Source organism: Paenibacillus xylanexedens (assembly GCF_007680605.1).
GTDB classification, from domain to species: Bacteria; Bacillota; Bacilli; order Paenibacillales; family Paenibacillaceae; genus Paenibacillus; species Paenibacillus xylanexedens_B.
Map to the genome: position 1 here is coordinate 95,092 of NZ_VEIO01000010.1, position 20,555 is coordinate 115,646.

The window sequence follows — 20,555 nt, forward strand, 5'->3', positions numbered from 1 at the left end:
TGGTTACTTGTGAGGAGGAGTTCCGATGAATAGGCAAGTCATTAAGAGACAACCGACTTTGGAAGTCATTGCGGTAGACGCAGCAGATGCCCAAGCGGCAGAGCAGGGGGGAGCCGATCGGATTGAGCTGGTGTCGGCTATGTCCGAAGGTGGTCTTACGCCAAGCTATGGGCAGATTGAACAGGTTGTATCCAAGGTGTCGATTCCAGTGTATGTCATGATAAGGCCACATAGCCGCTCGTTCTGCTATAGCGCTGATGATCTTCAGGTGATGCTCCAGGACATACGTGTGGCGCGGGAGCTTGGTGCCGCAGGCATTGTGATTGGAGCTCTCACCCATGAGGGAGAAGTAGATCGCTCTTTTTTACAAACTGGTCTGTTGAGTGCTAAGGGGTTGGGAGTTACGTTTCATCGTGCCATCGATTCGAGTGCCAATGTGGTGAGAGCACTGGACAGCATCGGTGGCAGCAATGGCGGGAGTGAGGGAAAGGGCAGGTTTGAGCATGAGAGGGAGATGAAAAGTAAGAGCGAGGAGAGTGTCGTTGAGCGCGTGCTTACATCGGGAGGAAAACCTACAGCACCTGAGGGTTTGCTCGAACTACAGCAGTTGCAGGAGATAGGACAGACGTTGAACATAGCGATTATGGCGGGTTCGGGTGTCACGATTGAAGGGATTCCAACTCTCGTGAGCCGAACAGGGATCACCGAGATGCATATGGGATCGGGTGTGCGGCCTGGAGGCAGCTTCGATCACCCTGTAGATGCTCAGCTTGTTGCTCAGGCCAAAGCAGAGCTGATCCGTGCAGTACAGGAGTTGAACCATCAGTGATAACGGTAGCTGTATGTACTCCATGCACTCGACAAACCGGTGGCTATAGAAGCGAATGAATAGCAAGAACAAGAGAATAAAAGCAATAAAAGCAATAAAAGCAATGAAAACAAAAAGCACTTTTCATATAAGGGAGTGTGAGCCATGAAATCAAAGCTTTCGCCAACACCAGCGGATTGGATTAAAACAGCGGCACAGGTCAGCCCATCGGAGCGCCAGATGAGATGGCAGGAGATGGAGTTTTATGCTTTTATTCATTTTACGGTAAACACATTTACGGATCGGGAGTGGGGGACGGGGGAAGAGGACCCCGGGATCTTTAACCCTTCTGAACTAAATGCAAAGCAATGGGTGGAGACATGTAAGGACGCAGGCATGAAGGGGCTGATTTTGACATGTAAACATCATGACGGGTTCTGTCTGTGGCCCAGCCGTTATACGGATCATACGGTCGCAGCAAGCCCATGGCGAAATGGCGCTGGAGATCTGGTGCGAGAAGTTGCGGATGCCTGTCGTGAAGCCGGGTTGAAATTTGGGGTGTATCTCTCTCCCTGGGATCGTCATGAAGCATGTTACGGGGATTCGGGGCGGTATAATGCTTTTTTTCTTGCTCAGCTACGCGAACTGCTGACGAACTACGGTGATATTTTTTGTGTCTGGTTTGATGGAGCATGTGGTGAGGGGCCAAATGGGAAAAGACAGGTCTATGATTGGGACGCCTATTACGCGCTCATTCGCCAGCTTCAGCCGGAAGCGGTCATCTCGGTCTGCGGCCCGGACGTACGTTGGTGTGGCAATGAGGCAGGACATACGCGCGAATCGGAATGGAGCGTTGTACCGGCGCATATGCAGGATAATGAGAAGATTCAGGAGCAGTCGCAACAGGTGGATGATGGAACTTTTGCGAGGAAGATCAACACACAGGACCGTGATCTGGGGAGTCGAAGCGTTATCCGTGATTATGCTGATCAGCTGGTGTGGTATCCTGCCGAGGTGAATACCTCGATACGTCCGGGTTGGTTTTATCATGCGAGTGAAGACGATCAGGTCAAAACGCTGGAGGAACTGATTTCCGTTTATTACGGCGCCGTGGGCGGCAATGCTTGTTTTTTGCTTAACCTGCCCCCAGACAAGCGTGGTCTGATTCATGAAAATGATGTCCAACGACTGCGCCAGTTAGGTTCGGTGCTACGTACAACGTTCAGTGAAGACTTAGCGCAAGGCGCACAGGCGAGGGCTTCGGAGACGATGGACGGAGCACATGCAGCTTCACAAGTGCTAAATCCGGATGGAGAGCGCAAACCAAAAGCTTATTGGTGCCCACGCGAAGGAACAGAGCACGCGTGGATTGAATTGCTTTTGCCCGAAGAAAAGACCTTCGACCATGTGATATTGATGGAGCATATCCAATCGGGGCAACGGATCGAACGATTCACGCTGGAGGTATGCGGTGAGGATGGTCGGTGGCAGGACATCTATGCCGGAACGGTGGTTGGATATAAGCGAATTTGCTGTTTTCCAAAAGTGACTGCACGCCGGGTTCGGTTAACCATTCAGGAGTCCAGATGGGTTCCGACGTTATCGAAATTCAGCTTATTTTACAGTGAACGGGAGGACATATGAGATGGCAATACTGACGGTTCAGGGGTCTCGATTCATGCTGGATGGGGAACCGATTCAGATTCTATCAGGGGCTATTCATTATTTTCGAGTCGTGCCCGAGTATTGGGAAGATCGGCTGCTGAAGCTGAAGGCCTGCGGATTCAACACGGTGGAGACCTATGTGCCATGGAATATGCATGAGCCGCAGCCAGGAGAATACTGTTTTGAAGGCATGGCGGATGTGGAGCAGTTTGTACGACTTGCGGGAGCTTTAGGGCTGTATGTGATCGTTCGTCCAAGTCCTTATATCTGTGCGGAGTGGGAGTTTGGAGGCTTGCCGTCCTGGCTGCTTGCGGATGATCATCTGCGGCTTCGTTGTAGTGATTCGGCGTTTCTGGCGCATGTGGATCGGTATTACGGTGTGCTTTTGCCCAAACTAAAACCTCTTCTGAGCACCTCTGGCGGGCCTATTATCGCATTGCAGATTGAAAATGAATACGGTAGCTTCGGGAACGATGCGAGTTATCTGCAATATTTGCGAGAGGGCATGGTGAGGCGGGGCATGGATGTGCTCCTGTTCACCTCGGATGGGCCAACCGATCATATGCTACAGGCTGGTTCCGTGTCCGGGCACTTGGCAACAGTTAATTTTGGGTCGGGGACCGAGTGGGCGTTTGCCAAGCTACGTGAATATCAAGCAGAGGAACCGCTCATGTGTATGGAGTTTTGGAATGGCTGGTTCGATCACTGGGGCGAGTCTCATCACACTCGGGAAGCCGAAGATGTAGCCAAGGTGCTGGAGGAAATGCTGGAGGCGGGCGCATCGGTGAACTTCTACATGTTCCATGGCGGCACGAATTTTGCATTTTATAATGGAGCGAACTGTCAGCAAAAGGATCAATACGAACCAACCATTACAAGTTATGACTATGACTCTCTGCTTAGCGAATCGGGTGAACCGACAGCGAAATTTTATGCGGTAAGGGAGGTTCTCTCGCGCTATAGTGGTTCTCAAAAAGATGATCGTGGCTCTGAACCGGGAGATTTGGTTTTACCAGAACCTGTGGGGACAGCCGCTTATGGCAGAGTCGAGATGGCGCAACACGCTAGTTTGCTTCAGCAACTGAATGCACTGGCTGTTCCAATGCACCGTACAAATCCGGAGCCGATGGAGAAGCTGGGGCAGGATTACGGATTTATCAGCTATCAGACCCGTATTTCCGGGCCAAGAGAGCGCCAGGAGTTGGCCGTTCAGGAGGTACGTGATCGGGCACTGGTGTTTGTAGATGGACTTTTACAGGGAGTACTGGAACGCGGAAATTCTACGGGGACGACGATATCCTTTGAAGTACCCGCGGAAGGCACGGAGTTGCTTATTCTCGTTGAGAATATGGGGCGAATCAATTACGGGCCGTACCTGAGAGATCCGAAGGGAATTACGGAGGGCGTGCGGCATGGATTTCAGTTTTTATACGATTGGACGATTCATTGTTTGCCGATGACCGATCTTTCGGGTTTATCCTTTGCTGTGCTGTCTGAGCATGAGAGTAGCGTAAGAACAGTAACAGAGGAGCCATTTTTTTATCGAGGAAGTCTTCATATTGAAAATATATCGGATATAAAGGATACCTTTCTGCGTCTGGACGGCTGGACAAAAGGGGTTGCATTTGTAAACGGATTCAATCTGGGGCGCTACTGGAATAAAGGCCCGCAACAGACGTTATATGTCCCTGCTCCGCTTCTCCGTCAAGGGGAGAATGAGATTATCATATTTGAACTTCATGGAACGGCAGATGCTGCCGTCATGTTCGTGGATCAGCCGGATTTGGGCTAGAAAAGGAAAATCGGTGAGCCATGCGATTATTGACAATTGCTCAATGGACTGGAACAAGGTATACGTTGGGTATGGACACCCATCACAGGAGAGGGAGAGGATGAGGAAGATGAAAGTTGGACTTAGCACGTACAGTCTGCAGCAAGCGCTGGATCGTAAGGAGCTAACCGTGCCGGATGCTATTCGTTGGATTGCGGAACAGGGCGGGCAGCATGTGGAGATTGTGCCGATGGGCTTCAGTCTGATCGACAATCCAGCGTTAATTGAGGAGATCAGAGCTACGGCTCGGGAGGTTGGCATCGACATCTCGAATTATGCCATTGGAGCGAACTTTGCGGTTCAGGAGAATGCTGAGATTTTGGAAGAAGAAATTCAAAGTGTTATGCGCCATGTAGATGTTGCTGCCACCCTGGGAGTGAAGCTGATGCGCCATGATGTGGCTTTCCGTCCTGCACCCGAGGGGACTGTAGCGCAGTTTGAAGCCGACCTGCCCGTGCTTGTCAAAGCTTGTCAGCGAATTGCCGACTATGCCGCAGGCTTTGGCATTACAACGAGTGTGGAGAACCACGGATATTATGTGCAATCGAGCGAGCGGATTCAGCGGCTGTTACATGAGACGGGGCGGGAAAATTTCAAAACCACATTGGATATCGGCAATTTCCTCTGTGTCGATGAAGATCCGGTGAGTGCGGTCAAAAATAACATTCCTTACGCGTCCATCGTTCACGCCAAAGATTTCTACTGGCGGTCATCCACCCGGAATCCCGGCGAAGGCTGGTTCCAGACCTCCCACGGCAATTATCTGCGCGGGGCCATCGTGGGTCATGGTGATATCGACATGCCGGAGGTGTTTCGTGTGCTGAAGCGGTCCGGGTATGACGGCTATATCTCGGTTGAATTTGAGGGGATGGAGCACTGCCAGACTGCTTCGCGCATTGCGATGGATAATGTGCGCCGTTTGTGGGATGAGGCGTGACATTGTGTGGTTAAGTGCCTTGCTATGATCCGGCATCGCTATGCTGTCCCGTGTCGATTTATTTATTGGTGTGAGGTGCAGTGCAGTTAGGGAGTGGCCTGGCATGGCATGGCATGGCATGGCATGGTGTACGTTTAAATAGAATTCATCCAAAATCGGCTGTATGAAAGCAACCGCAGAGCTGAAAGGTATTCATTTTCATTTTTAACACTGGAGGGGTAGTGAAATGTCCAAATTGAAGGTCGCCGTCATCGGCGCCGGTTCTATATCTGATTGTCACCTGCAAGCGTACGCGAGTAATCCGGAAGTGGAGATTTATGCGATCTGTGATCTGAACGAGACCCGTGCAACAGATGTGGCGAAGCAGTATGGGGCATCCCATGTGTTTACGGACTATAAAGACTTGCTCGCTCTGCCGGAAATCGGTTCGGTCAGCATCTGTACTTGGAATGATTCGCATGCCGAGATCAGTATTGCTGCGCTGGATGCAGGCAAAAACGTGTTGTGCGAGAAACCGCTCTGCCAGACCGTGGAGGATGCATTAGAGGTAGAAAAAGCCGTTCATCGCAGTGGTAAGTTGCTACAAGTAGGCTTTGTTCGCCGCTATAGTGACAATGCTCAGATTCTGAAAAAGTTCATCGACGAAGGTGAGCTGGGCGAAATCTACTATGCCAAAGCTTCCAGTCTGCGCCGTCTTGGCAACCCGGGTGGCTGGTTTGCGGATAAAAGTCGCTCCGGCGGCGGCCCGTTAATTGATATCGGCGTACATGTCATCGACATTTGTTGGTACCTGATGGGTAGACCGAAGGTGAAATCCGTTTCCGCTAACGTCTCCAATCGTCTCGGCAACCGGGCTAACATTCGCAATCTTTCGTTCTATAAGGCCGCCGATTACGATGCGGAACAGAACACCGTGGAAGATATGGCGAATGCATTGATCCGTTTTGAGAATGGAGCAAGCCTGATGGTTGATGTCAGCTTCACTCTCCATGCGAAAGCTGATGAAACAGCGGTTAAGTTGTACGGCGACAAAGGCGGAGCTGAGCTGGAGCCAGAGATTTCGATTATAAGCGAGAAGTTCGATACCATTCTGAACATGACACCGCAGGTCGATTTTAAATCCTTTGACTTCATAGGCTCGTTCCGCAATGAAATTAACCACTTTATCGACAGTACGCAAGGCAGAAAAGAAACCCTTAGCCCCGTCGGGGACGGTGTGGAAGTCATGAAAATGCTGTGCGCCATCTACGAATCCGCACGCGAGGGCAAGGAGATCACGTTGTAAAAATCATTTACATGTGAAACGGAGAGTGCAGAACCAATCTGGAGAAGCGGAGCGCTCGCCTTTACCACCGGATTTCCCCATCAGGGAAATAATTCGAAGAAATCCGGGGGTAACAGCGCTCGGAGGATTGTTCTGACCGCGGAGTGCCCCAGTGTAAATCCACCAGGTGATCTTAAGTCATTTGTTCTACCCAAAACGGAGGAAATAGGTAACCCGACGTAACCAGTTACCCGATCGACGAGGTGAAACCGTCTTAGGCCGTTGTAAAAACATCCATTTACACGTGAAACGGAGAGTGCAGAACCAATCTGGAGAAGCGGAGCGCTCGCCTTTACCCCCGGATTTCCCCATCAGGGAAATAATTCGAAGAAATCCGGGGGTAACCAGCGATCGAAAGATGGTACTGCAATCGGAGTGCCCTAGTGTAAATCCTATCTTTTTATAACGCGAGAAATTTCAACTAAAGGAGATGATTTATTTTGACTCAAACCAACCTCCCCCTGCCGGAGCAGGAAGAGCACATCGTTGAAGCAGGCGTACACAACTTTAGTAAAGAGGACGAGTGGGTGAAGCCGGAAGATCCCTTGCTGCTGGAGCGGCTGGAATGGTTCAAAGATCAGAAACTCGGTTTGATGATGCACTGGGGGCCATACTCGCAGCTCGGCTTGGTGGAATCGTGGGCGCTGAGCGATGAGGATGGCGACTGGTCGCGGGATGATGTGGACTGGACGGACGATATGGAGGACTTCAAGCGTGAATATTTTGACCTGAACAAAACGTTCAATCCGATTCGGTTCCAGCCCGAGGAATGGGCACAGATGGCCGCCGACAACGGCTTTAAATACTTCCTGTTTACGACCAAGCATCATGACGGCTTCTGCATGTGGGATACCAAAACGACCGATTACCGAATCACAGGCAAGGACACGCCGTTCCACAAGCACAAATATGCCGATATCTGCCGGGTGTTGTTCGATGCCTTTCGAGCGAAAGGGCTCGGCATCTCGGCGTACTTTTCCAAAGCGGACTGGCACACACCGTATTACTGGGCACCAGGCATGGAGCGCGGACGCCATATGTGGCGCGGGCCTTCCTATGATCCGCACAAGTATCCCTGGATGTGGGAAAAGTTCGTGGAGTTCACCCATGAGCAGATCATGGAACTGTTGACGAATTACGGACGGATCGAGTGTTTGTGGCTCGATGCAGGCTGGGTACGTGAAGGGCGCCACGGTCAGGATATCCGGCTTGGTGAAGTGGTCGAGCGGGCGAGAAAGAGCACGCAGCCTTGGCTTCTGTCCGCAGATCGCACCGTAGGCGGGCCGTATGAGAACATCGTCACCCCGGAGCAGACGATCCCGGAGCATCCGATGAATATCCCGTGGGAGAGTTGCATTACCGTCGGGCATTCGTTTGCTTTTGGCTTCGATGATCAGTACAAATCAGGACGGCAGCTTGCACATATTTTGCTCGAGGTGGTATCCAAAGGCGGGAATCTGGCACTGAATGTCGGGCCGCAGCCGGACGGACGTCTACCCAAAGGGGCCATTCGAGGTATCCAGGGACTGGGCGAGTGGCTGAACACACACGGCGAAGGGATCTATGGCACCCGCATTTGCGCACCGTATTACACGAAGGAGTGGGCATTCACACAGAAAGAAGACATGCACACCGTCTATGCCTTTCGCATGTATCGCAACGAGAGCGAGACCCCGGAAGAGCGACTGATCATTCCTTATATGGAAAAGGTGGAGCGTGTTGAACTCGTCGGTACGAATGACGTACTTTCGTTTCAGCAGACGGAAGAAGGGCTGCTCGTGGAGTTGCCACGATCCGCTGCAAGCAACCAAGCACCCATCACTCATACATTCAGATTGATCACCAAATCATAAAACCACATGTCAATTCCGGGGGAGATATCAACGCCTCCGGAATTTTATTTTTTGTACATAGAACATAAAGAACCCCACAGTTCATGAATTCAAACGCTTGCTACACAAGGGTTTTTAGAATAAAGAGAGGTCGGAGAAAATTGCAAATTGATCAATAAGCACCCAGCGAGGTACTATCAAATCAAGAAAGCGCTACCTGATATGAATGTTAACATCGATTGGATTCAAAGCAATGAATGAGCATCAAAAACAAACATTTAAGGGATCTGAATGTAATGTATTATTACACTTGAGGCTGAGAAGGAGTGACGCAAATGAGTCAAGGTACAGAAAGCATACCTGCGAACATGGAGCTGCAACAATTACGTCAGACAGCGCCCAAGAAGCAGCATCCGTTCATCAAAAGCTTCAAAAAGCACTGGGAGCTGTACCTGCTTGTGCTGCCTCCGGTGTTGTATCTACTGATCTTCAAATACATTCCGATGGTGGGTGTGCAGATTGCCTTTAAAGATTTCAGCGTGGTCAAAGGCATCTGGGGTAGCCCATGGGTGGGGCTTAAACATTTTGAAGCCTTCTTCAATTCCCCGAACTTCTGGCTGCTGATCAAGAACACCATTGGCATCAGCTTTTATTCCCTCATTGCCGGTTTCCCTATACCGATCTTGCTGGCCTTGGCGCTGAACGAGATTCGAACGGGTTATTTTAAAAAGACCGTACAGATGGTCACGTACGCACCGCATTTTATCTCCACCGTGGTCATGGTATCCATCATCATTCTGATGCTTTCCCCCCATGTGGGCGTTGTAGACAAGTTATTTAGCTGGCTGGGCTTCCCGATGACCAACTTCATGGGTATCCCTGAATATTTCAAATCGATCTATGTCTGGTCGGGTGTATGGCAGGGCATGGGGTACTCCTCGATTATTTACATCGCGGCTCTGGCCGGAGTTGATCCGTCTCTGTACGAAGCAGCCAAGATGGATGGCGCCTCAAGGTTGCGAAAAATCTGGCACATTGACCTTCCAACGCTTGTCCCGGTGACCGTGATTATGTTGATTCTAAGTCTGGGCAGCATTATGGGCGTAGGTTTCGAGAAAATTTATCTCATGCAAAATCCGCTGAATACGAGCGCATCGGAGGTCATCTCCACGTACGTGTACAAGGTCGGTCTGATTGGAGCGAATTTCAGCTTCTCCGCGGCAGTTGGTTTCTTTAACTCGATCATTAACCTGATTCTGCTGGTCATCGTCAACAGCATTTCCCGTAAAGTATCCGAGAACAGCTTGTGGTAAAGGAGGAGTATGTCCATGTTTAATCTGATGAATCGGAACCGAATCAAAGACCCGGTTGGCGACCGTATTTTCATGACCATCAATTATATCTTTCTGATCGCCATTCTGCTAACGGTGTTCTACCCGCTCTTGTACATCGTCAGCTCCTCGTTTAGCTCGTCACGCGCCGTGACATCCGGTCAGGTGTGGCTGTTCCCGGTTGATTTTAACATCAAGGCGTACATCTCCATTTTCAAAAGCCAGCAGCTCATGCTCGGGTTTTACAACACGATTATCTACACCGTGGTCGGTACGTTCATCAACGTTGCGCTGACGGTTATGCTGGCCTACCCGCTCTCCCGCAAGTCGTTCTACGGACGGGGAGCGATCATCATCTTTATGATGATTACGATGTTTTTTGACGGGGGTCTGATTCCGACCTACCTGCTGATGAAAGACCTGCACCTGCTGGATACCCGCTGGGCGATGTGGTTGCCCGGGGCGCTCGCTGTGTTCCAGGTCATCGTGGCTCGCACCTTCTTCCAGTCGTCGATCCCCGAGGAACTTGGTGAAGCTGCCGAGATGGACGGATGCCGGGATATCCGCTACCTGATCAGCGTGGTGCTACCGCTCTCCAAACCGATTCTGGCAGTCATGACTCTGATGTACGCTGTTGGTCACTGGAATGCCTACTTTGACGCTCTCATTTACCTCCGTTCGGAGAAGCTGTTCCCGCTACAATATGTGCTTCGTAACTTGCTGATTCTGAATGCGGCTGACCCGGCCATGCTTGCAAATACAAGCCAGCAGATGCGGGATCAAGGGTTTGAGCAGGTGCTGAAATATGCGCTGATTGTCGTCGCCAGTATTCCGATCCTGATCATGTATCCTTTTGTGCAAAAACACTTCGTCAAAGGGGTTATGGTCGGTTCACTTAAAGGATAAATGGCAGTCGGCTCTTGAAAGGAGGTGGAGGCACACGCCGGCTTCCGGGATTGATTTTGGAACCTATAGAACCATATTAACCCGTACAGCTTGACCAAAGGTTTGCTGCTATGAATAAAAAGGAGGAGTCAGCTTGAGAAAATCCTGGATTTCAATTTTGTGTCTGATTTTCGCTTCGGTGACAATATTGTCCGCATGCAGTTCATCTGAAAAAGCGGGTACAGGTAGCGAGGGGAGCGGCGAGAGCGGCGGCCCCGTAACGATGACTTTTTTTGCTCCGCAAGGTAAAGCACCGATGGAAGACAATGAATTCACCAAGTTTATCGAAAAAAAGTTCAACGTGACCTTGAAATGGGACCTGGCCCCGACAGACGCTTTGCAGGATCGCAGACAATTGCTGCTAGCCAGTGGGGATTATCCCGAAGTGTTCCTGCACGGTAAATTCACCACCTCGGATCTTCAAACCTATGGAAAACAAGGCGTGTTCCTCCCGCTTCAAGACCTGATCAAGCAATACGGCCCGAACCTCACCAAAGTGATGGAGGAGAAGCCTTATTTCAAGGATGCCATAACGGCACCGGACGGTAATATCTATGCATTGCCTATTTTTAATGAATGTTACCACTGTACGTATGCGCAGAAATATTGGATCAACCAAGAGTGGCTGGATAAGGTGGGGCTTAAAATGCCAACGACGACGGATGAACTGTACACCGTTCTGAAGGCGTTCAAAACCCAAGACCCGAACGGCAACGGCAAAGCCGATGAGATCCCGCTCACAGGTGCACCGAACAAATATGTGTGGAACGGCAACATCGATGCCTATCTGATGAACAGTTTTATATACAACGATAACGATAAATACCTGATCGTGAATGATGGCAAGGTCAGCTTTGCCGCCAACCAGGAAGGATGGAAGAAAGGGCTGGAGTATATGCACAAGCTGTACGCGGATGGCTTGATCGACCCGGCTTCCTTCACACAGAATGACCAGGCGATTGGTCAACTGGGGAACAAAGAAGGAGATGAGGTGGTAGGTTCCATTACAACGGCACTGGTGAGCTATCTGGTGAATACGTATGACAAAAAAATTACCCGTCACCAGCACTGGGAGATCGTGCCCCCACTCAAAGGGCCGGATGGTGTGCAGACGACTGGAGCAACGCAAAGTGTAGGTGAGTTTGAATTTGCCATCACGAACAAAGCGACCGAAGCACAACAGATTGCTGCCATTAAAATCGTAGATTACATGTTCAGTGAAGAGGGTGCACTCTACGCAGAGTATGGCCCAACAGAGGGTAAGGGCTGGAAGAAAGCGGGCCCGGATGAGAAAAACATCAACGGCGAACCTGCCAAGTACAGCTACTACAACCTGCCTGAACGTGATCCGAACGTGGTCGTGAACGAAAGCTGGTCACAGATCGGTGCACATGATTTGTCCAACACGTTCCGTAATCTGTTTGCCGAAGGTCAAGACCCGCTGTCAGCTGAAGGATACGGTACAAGGCTTGCTCAAGCGACGAAAGTATATGCTCCATACGCTCCGAAGGAAGTATATCCAGCCAACGTATTTATTCGTCCAGAGGATACCGAGACCGCAGCTCAATTGACCACTGCAATTAAAGACTATGTGCAGACAAATATGGCTCAGTTCATTATTGGTAGCAAGAGCATTGATAAAGACTGGGATTCATACGTCAAAGGTTTTGATGGACTTGGATTAAGCAATTATCTGGATATTTATCAGCGTGCAATTGAGAAAAATTGATGCAAAAGGACTGTCCCGCCTGTCACCCGTGGCCGGGGCAGTCTTCTCCTATGACAACCCCACGTCATTCGATATAATGAACGCATAATTATGAAAACTTTGTGAACAGGGGCACGGCACAAGTGGTTTGTCGTCATGCAACATGAAATGGATTGGTGGGGGGGCGCGGAGATGAACAACAATTGGTTCAGACGTTTGCTGTTATCGTATTTGCCTATTTTTTTTATTGTGACGACGATTTTATTTTTCATTTTCTTTCAGGTATTCAATGAGCAGAACCGGAGAGAAGCGCTCAAGGCCAATGAATTTTTGGCTTCGCAGGTGACACAGTATCTGGATAATTCCTTGCGTTCCATTGATTTCAAGGTGTTGCGCGAGATTTTGACCAACTCTAATCTGAAAAATTATTTCTCGGTGTCGGGCGGCGAGGATGTCTATGCCGGCATCCAGGCCGTTAAGGTCATCGATGAATTGAAGATAGAATATCCGCTGATCGACTCAGTCTACCTGGTCAGGTACAGCGATAACACTGTTTTTAGCAATGGCAAGGCTGTTCCGATCAACGAATTCACCGATGCAGCCTTTATTGCAGACAGCCGGACGAAGGATGAGCAGAAGTGGGTCGGCGCACGGTTATTCAAGGCGTTTCCTTCCCAATCGGCGGAGCGGGTCATTACGATTGTGCGGAATGTCGGGAACGGCAGAGGTCTTGTAGTGACCAACGTTGAGTTGAATACGCTGCAAAAGTCCATTATGCAGATGTACGACCCTGAATTTACGTTTGTGAACATCTATAACCGATCCGGGGGAAGTCTCTGGCATGGGGATACGCCTGATGCTGAGATGCTTGCTTCCAAGCCCGCTTCCGCTTCGGGAGAGGTGTTCTCTGAATTCACGTCCAGCTATAGTGGCTGGAAGGTGCAGACGGGGCTAAATAACGGGAAAATCATCAAGTTTACGTTGCAATTTTATAACATTTGGTTTATTTTCGCTGTCGCTGTTGTGCTGATCGGGGTTGTATGGGTCGTCTACGTGACGCGAAGAAACTATAAACCAATCCAACAGATTGTCACGTTAATTCAGACTGTATCTTCACAGAAACCGTCAGCACTAAACTATGGCAAGGAGAATGAATTCCGCTTCATTCATACGACACTGGAGCGCATGATCGACCAGACGAAGCAATATCAGGAGGAGCATGAAGAGAATCTGATTTTGCAGAAGAAGGTCTTCTTTCAGGAACTGCTGGAAGGTACGCGGGATTACACATGTCATGAGTTATCTGCCGAGATGAGCAAGTTCAAGCTACCGGAATTAGAGCATCGCTGGGCTGTGATGGTGGTGGAGATGGATCGATACGATGTGTTTGTGGATGAGTATCATCAGCAGGATCAAGCCCTCCTGAAATTTGTGCTGTCGAGCATTTTGCAGGAAAGTGCAAGGCAAGAAGGTACCGAGGTATGGGCAGAGTGGGTCTCAAGTCAGCGACTGAATGCCATCCTGTGGTTACCTGAGACGGAACAGTCCGAAGAGACAGAGCAACGCTTGCTCAGCGGTTATCTGAATCAGGTGGGTCAGTATTTGAACTTTACCGTAACCATTGGTGTGGGCCGGGTTGCTGTGGATATTCGCGGGCTTCGGGCTTCGCTTAAAGAGGCTGTGCATGCCCTGGAGTACAAGGCGGTTCTGGGCACGAATCGGATCATACCATGCGGAGATGTACCGAGTTCCACGAATGATGTGTATGAGTTTCTTAAGACCATCTCCTTGCTAGTACAGACGATGCGGCTATCGGACGATATTTGGGAACAGCATTTTGAAAGGCTGTTTAAGCAGATTCGCGAGTCTGTTCTGTCCCGTCAGGAGATTATGAACACGGTTCAGCTGTTATTCCAGCATTATAATCGTGAATTTGCCGAGCTTCCGCGTGAATATCAGGAGTCATGGGCGGCGATATTTACGCCATTGTTGCCACGGCTGGAAGGTTGGGAGACGCTGGATGATCTGCGCGAGCTGTGTCTGGAAGGGTTCCGTGAACTGGCGCGGCAGATGGAGACACTGCAATGCTCTCGTAAACATCGGTCACATATTCTGGAGATTCGCAAATATATCGAAGAGCATTACAACAATCCCGATCTGTCGCTGAATTACCTTAGTGATCTGTTCGATATCAATCCGAAGTATCTGAGCAAGCTTTTCAAAGATGAGATCGGGGAGAAATTCGTGGATCTGCTTATCAGTCACCGGATCGAAAAAGCCAAACAGCTCATGCAACAGACGGACAAAGCCATTCAGGAGATCAGTGAGGAAGTGGGCTATACCAACTACAATTCCTTCAACCGCGCTTTTAAAAATGTCGTCGGAATGGCTCCAAGCGACTATCGCAAGGCCATGTAAGGTGCTCGCACGACCAATTCACAGGCAGGAGGAGAATGTGCACATGCAAACGCAAACAGGCTACAAAGATGCATCGCTTCCCATTCAGGAGCGGGTACAGGATCTGCTCGAACGAATGACCACGGCAGAGAAGATCGGACAGTTGATCCAGCCTATGGGATGGAAAACGTACACGAAAGCGGCAGACGGTACGGTACGGGTAACCGAAGAGTTCGAGGCGGACATGGCGCTGGGCGGTGTCGGCTCGTTGTATGGTGTACTCAGGGCAGATCCATGGACGGAAGTGACGTTGGAGACAGGTCTGACACCGCGGCAAGGCGCGGTCGCTACGAATGTGATTCAGCAATATGCGATAGAACATTCCCGGTTAGGCATTCCGATTTTGTTTGGAGAAGAATGCTCCCACGGGCATATGGCTATTGGTGCAACGGTCTTTCCTGTACCGATAACGGTAGGTAGCACATGGAATCCAGAGTTATATCGCAGGATGTGCGAGGCGATCGCTGTGGAAACCCGGAGTCAGGGCGGCGCAGCCACGTATTCTCCGGTACTTGATGTGGTGCGTGACCCGAGATGGGGACGGACGGAGGAATGTTTTGCCGAAGACCCTTATCTGATCGGTCAGTTCGCTGTAGAAGCCATCTACGGATTGCAGGGAGATCGGCTTGATTCAGACCGGACGGTGGTGGCGACACTTAAACATTTTGCAGCGTACGGCAGTTCAGAGGGGGGACGTAACGCTGCACCAGTCCATATGGGAATGCGTGAGTTGCATGAAATTGACCTGTTTCCGTTCAAACAAGCAGTGGAAGCCGGAGCCTGCTCGGTCATGACAGCCTATAACGAGATCGATGGCGTGCCGTGTACGTCCAGTACGTACCTGCTTCATGATCTTTTGCGGGAAGAGTGGGGGTTTGACGGATTTGTCATTACCGATTTTGGGGCGATCCAGATGCTGGTGAACGGACACAACACGGCAGAGAATGGAGAGCAGGCTGTGGCACAGTCCCTTCGGGCAGGTGTAGATATGGAGATGTCCGGATTCATGTACCGCAAACATCTGGCACAGGCGCTTGAACAGGGTGTACTGGAAGAGGCAGAAATGAATTTGGCGGTACGACGGGTGTTGGAGATGAAATTCAGGCTTGGTTTGTTTGAGCAGCCGTATGTTGATCCTGATTTTGCAGAGAAGGTTATCGGGTGTGAGACGCATGTCGGGCTTGCACGTGAGGTGGCACAAGAGGGAATCGTCCTGTTGAAAAATGAAGACCATTTGCTGCCGCTTGCTACTCAGGCAGCCAAACTGGCTGTGATCGGGCCGAACGCTAACCATATCTATAACCAGCTTGGAGATTATACCTCGCCGCAGCCAAGAGAGCAGATTGTGACGGTGCTGGATGGTATCACACGCAAACTCGGTGGGACGGATACTGCTCAGGTGCTGTACGCGCCCGGATGTCGGATCAAGGGTGATTCGAGAGAAGGTTTTGCTCAGGCGCTTGCATGTGCGGAGCAGGCCGATGTCATCGTTATGGTGATGGGTGGATCGAGTGCTCGTGATTTCGGCGAAGGTACGATTGATCTGCGAACAGGGGCATCCGTGGTGACCGACGATCCGTGGAATGACATGGAGTGTGGGGAAGGCATTGACCGTTCTTCGTTGAACCTGATGGGTGTGCAGCTGGAGCTGGTACAGGAAATACATAAACTGGGGAAACCGGTCGTTGTGGTGTATATTAACGGGCGACCGATTGCCGAACCGTGGATCGACGAGCACATTCCAGCGATTGTAGAAGCATGGTATCCGGGGCAGGAAGGGGGTAATGCCATCGCAGATGTACTGTTCGGGGATGTGAATCCATCGGGACGACTGACCGTATCCATTCCCAAACATGAAGGTCAGCTTCCCGTGTACTATCATGCGAAACGGACGCGCGGTAAACGGTATTTGGAGATGGATCTAACGCCGCAATATGCCTTCGGACATGGGCTGAGCTATACGGATTTCAAGTACGACAATGTTCGAGTGACACCGAAAGTGATTAGACCGGACGAAGAGGCGCAGGTTCAGGTCGAGGTGACGAATGTGGGTGCCGTAGCAGGCAAAGAGGTCGTGCAGCTGTATATTACCGATGTGTCGGCTTCCGTTACCCGGGCTGAAATCGCCTTGAAAGGTTTCAGCAAAGTCCATCTGGAGCCAGGGGAGACCCGAACCGTAACGTTTCCTTTGCAAAAAGAACATCTATCACTGATCGACTCCCGTCTCCAGTCTGTGGTAGAACCGGGTGAGTTCAAGCTGATGGTTGGACGCAGCTCTGTGGACTGGACGGCTTGCAGTCTGCATGTACAACAGGTGGAGGTGAAGGCATGATCCGAATCCAGCGGTTTATCGAGGATTTGAAACGGAAGCAGTGGCTGGAAGTCGTTGAGCTTCCCGAATGGCAGATGAAGCGCGCCCGATATATTCAGCCAGAAGAATACGAATATGAGCAGGGATATGCGTATGGTCTGGAGCACACATCTGAACAGGAAGGGAACGAGGCGATCCAGCATTCCCTGAATCCATTGAACAGCACACACGGAACGACGTATTTTCTGAGCAAAAGAGTGCAGATTCCTGAGACGTGGCAGGGTGAGGCTATCGGATTCATTTTCGAAGCGGGTGGGGAAGGGTTGTTGAAGGTCAACGGTGTTCCTTATCACGGGCTGGACCGTAACCATACCTTCGTACCTCTTCCAAGAGAACGTGTGGGAATCTCGCCACAGCTGGAGATCGAGCTGTATGATCCCATCCCTGAACCGCATGATCCCTTGAATCGGCAAGCGGTAATTCAGCCCCCGATTCAGGGGATACGAGCGGCATTGGTGCATGTGAATCAACCGTTGCAGAGCCTGATGTACAGCATAATGGTACTATCCGAGTCGCTGCAGGCTTTACCGGAGAAGGACTTGAAACGCATAACATTGGTTCGGGCTGTCCATCAGGTGATGGATGAGATGTACCATGATCCGGGACGCTGGCAGGATGGTGTATGGCTGCATGAGCTGGAGCAGAAAATTGCCCAGACCGTGGAGCGGGAAGACCCCGAGCAATATCGAAGCGGGTTTATGCATCTGGTTGGACAGTCTCATATTGATGTGGCTTGGCTCTGGCCTGTGCGGGAAACCGTGCGCAAATCGAGCCGGACGTTCTCTACGATGTGTACGCTAATGGATACGTATCCGGATTTTGTGTACTCCCAGAGCCAGCCTCAACTATATGCTTTTGTAAAGGAGCATTATCCCGAGCTGTATGAACGGGTGAAGTCGCGTATTGCCGAAGGGCGTTGGGAACTGGTTGGTGGCATGTGGGTGGAGCCGGACTTGAATATTCCGAGCGGCGAGTCCCTGGTGCGCCAGGTTTTGTACGGACAGCAGTTCTATCAGTCGGAATTTGGCAAACGTTCAAATATTGAATGGCTGCCGGATACGTTTGGATACTGCGCTTCGCTGCCTCAGATTCTGAGGCTTGCGGACATTCCTTATTTTATGACGACCAAACTAAACTGGAATGATACGAATGTGTTCCCGTATGACCTGTTCGACTGGGTGGGGATTGACGGTACCTCCGTGCTGTCTTACCTGAATCATGGTGTAAATGAACATACACGTCCCAAGGATGTGCATGAGCACTGGCAGTCCTACAAGCAAAAAGACGTTCATGCGGAGCAGATGCTGCTCTATGGGCACGGCGATGGTGGCGGCGGTGTGACGAATGAGATGGTGGAGTTTGCAGAGCGTTCCCATCTGATGGCAGGGCAACCTATCAGTCAATTCAGCACGGCAGGAGCTTTTTTTGAAGGGATTGCAGCGAGTAAGCCAGCACTGCCGAAGTGGCACGGTGACCTGTATCTGGAGCTGCATCGCGGTACGTATACCACCCATGCGCGGAATAAACGTAGCAACCGCAAGGCCGAGGTGCTCTATCGCGAAGCAGAAATCTGGAGCCAGTGGGATCAGAATCGCGGCCTGATGTTGGATCGCAAGGAAGTGCTTGATGAAGGCTGGAAGCTGATCATGCTGAACCAGTTCCATGATATCATTCCCGGTACGTCGATTCCCGAAGTGTATGTAACTTCTGCCGAGGAGTATACGAAGGTGTTTGCGCTTGGTGATGACGTGTTACAGGGGTCACTTGAGGCGCTCACGGATAACATTGCAACGAATGAAGTATCAGGTAAGCCGTACGTTGTATTCAATAGTCTTGGCTGGGAACGAAGCGAAGTGATCTGCATCTCATGTGGAGACGAATCAGCTACATTGGCGGCGTATGATCGTCAGGGGAATCGTTTGATTAGCGAGGTAGAGCGGGAAGGGCAAGAAAATGAGGCTCGCCTGCATGTCCATGTTCCTTCGATTCCTGCCTTCGGGTATATCACCATATGGGTGCGTGAGACAGAAGAAGAAGTAGAACGATATGCAAAGGGAGAAATAGCGGTAACCATAGAACAGGGAACAGATAGAGTATCTGAAGCGGTAGTAAGAGAGTTAACAACTAAAGCGGACACAATAGCACCAGACGCAATAATACAACTGAAATGCGCAGAACAAGATTCGGCTAAGCTTGAGCAGATACCTGCATGTTGGGAAACCGGGTTCTACTTGCTTGAATTTAACGATTTGGGTGAGATCACAAGATGGTATGACAAGACCGTAGAGCGTGAATGGTTGCAACCGGGTGACCGAGCGAATGAGTGGCAATTTTTCCATGACAAACCGACGTACTGGGATGCGTGGGATATTGATCCGCGGTTTGAATCTCAACGGGCAGGTGCTGTGCAGCTGATCGCCAGAGAGATTGTGCAGCGCGGCTCCGTACAGGATGTACTGCGTTTCCGCTGGAAGCTGCATGATTCCGAGATTAGCCAGGATGTAATTTTGTTTCATCACCAGCGGCGCGTTGATTTCAAAACTCGGGTAGACTGGAATGAAAGTCACAAGCTGCTCAAGGTGGCGTTTCCGGCAGATCTGGTTGCGGCTAAAGCAACCTATGAGATTCCGTTTGGTGCCTTGGAGCGGGCAACGCATAACAATACGAGTTGGGAACGGGCACAATTCGAGGTGTGCGGGCATCGTTGGGCTGATCTTTCGGAGGGCAATAGTGGTATCAGTTTGCTGAATGACTGCAAGTATGGCTACGACATTAAGGATCGCACCATTCGTCTTTCGCTGTTGCGAGCGCCGAAATGGCCGGATGTATATGCCGATCAAGGGCAGCATGACTTCACATATTCGGTGCTACCACATGCAGGAGACTGGCGTCAGGCTAATGTTGTACGGCGTGCGATGGAACTGAATCATCCGGTACAGGTGGTTGCATCCAAACCACATGCGGGTGTAAAACCCTCTGAACACAGCTGGGTACAGTTCCATAGTGAACATGTCATTTTGGATACGATCAAGGTGGCCGAGGACGGATCAGGAACGGTACTGCGTTTCTACGAATCAAGCGGAGGCCGTGAAACGGTACAGGTGCAGTGGAATGAACGAAACGTGAGTGCTTCAATCATTAATCTGCTGGAAGATGAGCTTGCCCCACTCCCTTGCGAGGGGGGAGCTTTTAAACTGACGTTTAAACCCTATGAAATCAAGTCGGTAAAGCTTGTCTATTTGAGCTGATACCATTTAAGTTGAACTATTCATTTACACTATAACGGAGAGGACAGAAAAAACCTGAAAAAGCGAAGCGTTCGCCTAAAAGCTTTCTGCTAGAAAGC

The 20,555-nt window shown here is 50.5% G+C and carries 12 protein-coding genes; all 12 read left to right on the plus strand.

Annotated elements, in window-relative coordinates; genetic code table 11:
- Positions 1-25: 25 nt before the first annotated feature.
- The 12 genes from FS818_RS25770 to FS818_RS25825 all read left to right on the plus strand — a co-directional run bounded on the left by FS818_RS25770 (position 26) and on the right by FS818_RS25825 (position 20,457).
- Positions 26-829 carry a copper homeostasis protein CutC gene (locus tag FS818_RS25770; RefSeq protein ID WP_145336008.1) on the plus strand — a complete coding sequence of 268 codons (804 nt, stop codon included), beginning with the start codon at positions 26-28 and terminating at the stop codon, positions 827-829.
- A gap of 144 nt (positions 830-973) precedes the next feature.
- The gene (locus FS818_RS25775; protein ID WP_145336010.1) at positions 974-2,452 is read left to right on the plus strand and encodes an alpha-L-fucosidase; all 1,479 of its coding nucleotides are present in this window, start codon (positions 974-976) and stop codon (positions 2,450-2,452) included.
- 1 nt (position 2,453) lies between these two features.
- Positions 2,454-4,265 (plus strand): glycoside hydrolase family 35 protein, encoded by a 1,812-nt coding sequence (locus FS818_RS25780; RefSeq protein WP_145336012.1) that lies wholly within the window; start codon positions 2,454-2,456, stop codon positions 4,263-4,265.
- 109 nt (positions 4,266-4,374) lie between these two features.
- Positions 4,375-5,241: a sugar phosphate isomerase/epimerase family protein gene (locus tag FS818_RS25785; RefSeq protein WP_145336100.1), complete on the plus strand. Its 867-nt coding sequence runs from the start codon at positions 4,375-4,377 to the stop codon at positions 5,239-5,241.
- A 226-nt stretch (positions 5,242-5,467) separates the two neighbouring features.
- The gene (locus FS818_RS25790) at positions 5,468-6,526 is read left to right on the plus strand and encodes a Gfo/Idh/MocA family protein (RefSeq protein ID WP_145336015.1); all 1,059 of its coding nucleotides are present in this window, start codon (positions 5,468-5,470) and stop codon (positions 6,524-6,526) included.
- Positions 6,527-7,005: 479 nt separating this feature from the next.
- Entirely contained in the window at positions 7,006-8,418 is a 1,413-nt protein-coding gene (locus FS818_RS25795) for an alpha-L-fucosidase (RefSeq protein WP_145336017.1), read from the plus strand.
- A gap of 347 nt (positions 8,419-8,765) precedes the next feature.
- Complete coding sequence (locus FS818_RS25800; RefSeq protein ID WP_397351820.1) at positions 8,766-9,710, plus strand: ABC transporter permease; 945 nt, start codon at positions 8,766-8,768, stop codon at positions 9,708-9,710.
- Between the two features lie 15 nt (positions 9,711-9,725).
- The gene (locus FS818_RS25805) at positions 9,726-10,634 is read left to right on the plus strand and encodes a carbohydrate ABC transporter permease (RefSeq protein WP_240037099.1); all 909 of its coding nucleotides are present in this window, start codon (positions 9,726-9,728) and stop codon (positions 10,632-10,634) included.
- Positions 10,635-10,767: 133 nt separating this feature from the next.
- Positions 10,768-12,402: a type 2 periplasmic-binding domain-containing protein gene (locus FS818_RS25810; RefSeq protein WP_145336022.1), complete on the plus strand. Its 1,635-nt coding sequence runs from the start codon at positions 10,768-10,770 to the stop codon at positions 12,400-12,402.
- 171 nt (positions 12,403-12,573) lie between these two features.
- Positions 12,574-14,799, plus strand: a complete 2,226-nt coding sequence (locus FS818_RS25815) for a helix-turn-helix domain-containing protein (RefSeq protein ID WP_186375603.1) — start codon at positions 12,574-12,576, stop codon at positions 14,797-14,799.
- Between the two features lie 43 nt (positions 14,800-14,842).
- Positions 14,843-17,170 (plus strand): glycoside hydrolase family 3 N-terminal domain-containing protein, encoded by a 2,328-nt coding sequence (locus FS818_RS25820; RefSeq protein ID WP_145336026.1) that lies wholly within the window; start codon positions 14,843-14,845, stop codon positions 17,168-17,170.
- Complete coding sequence (locus FS818_RS25825; RefSeq protein ID WP_145336028.1) at positions 17,167-20,457, plus strand: alpha-mannosidase; 3,291 nt, start codon at positions 17,167-17,169, stop codon at positions 20,455-20,457. The genes FS818_RS25820 and FS818_RS25825 overlap by 4 nt, the downstream gene beginning before the upstream one ends.
- Positions 20,458-20,555: the final 98 nt, after the last annotated feature.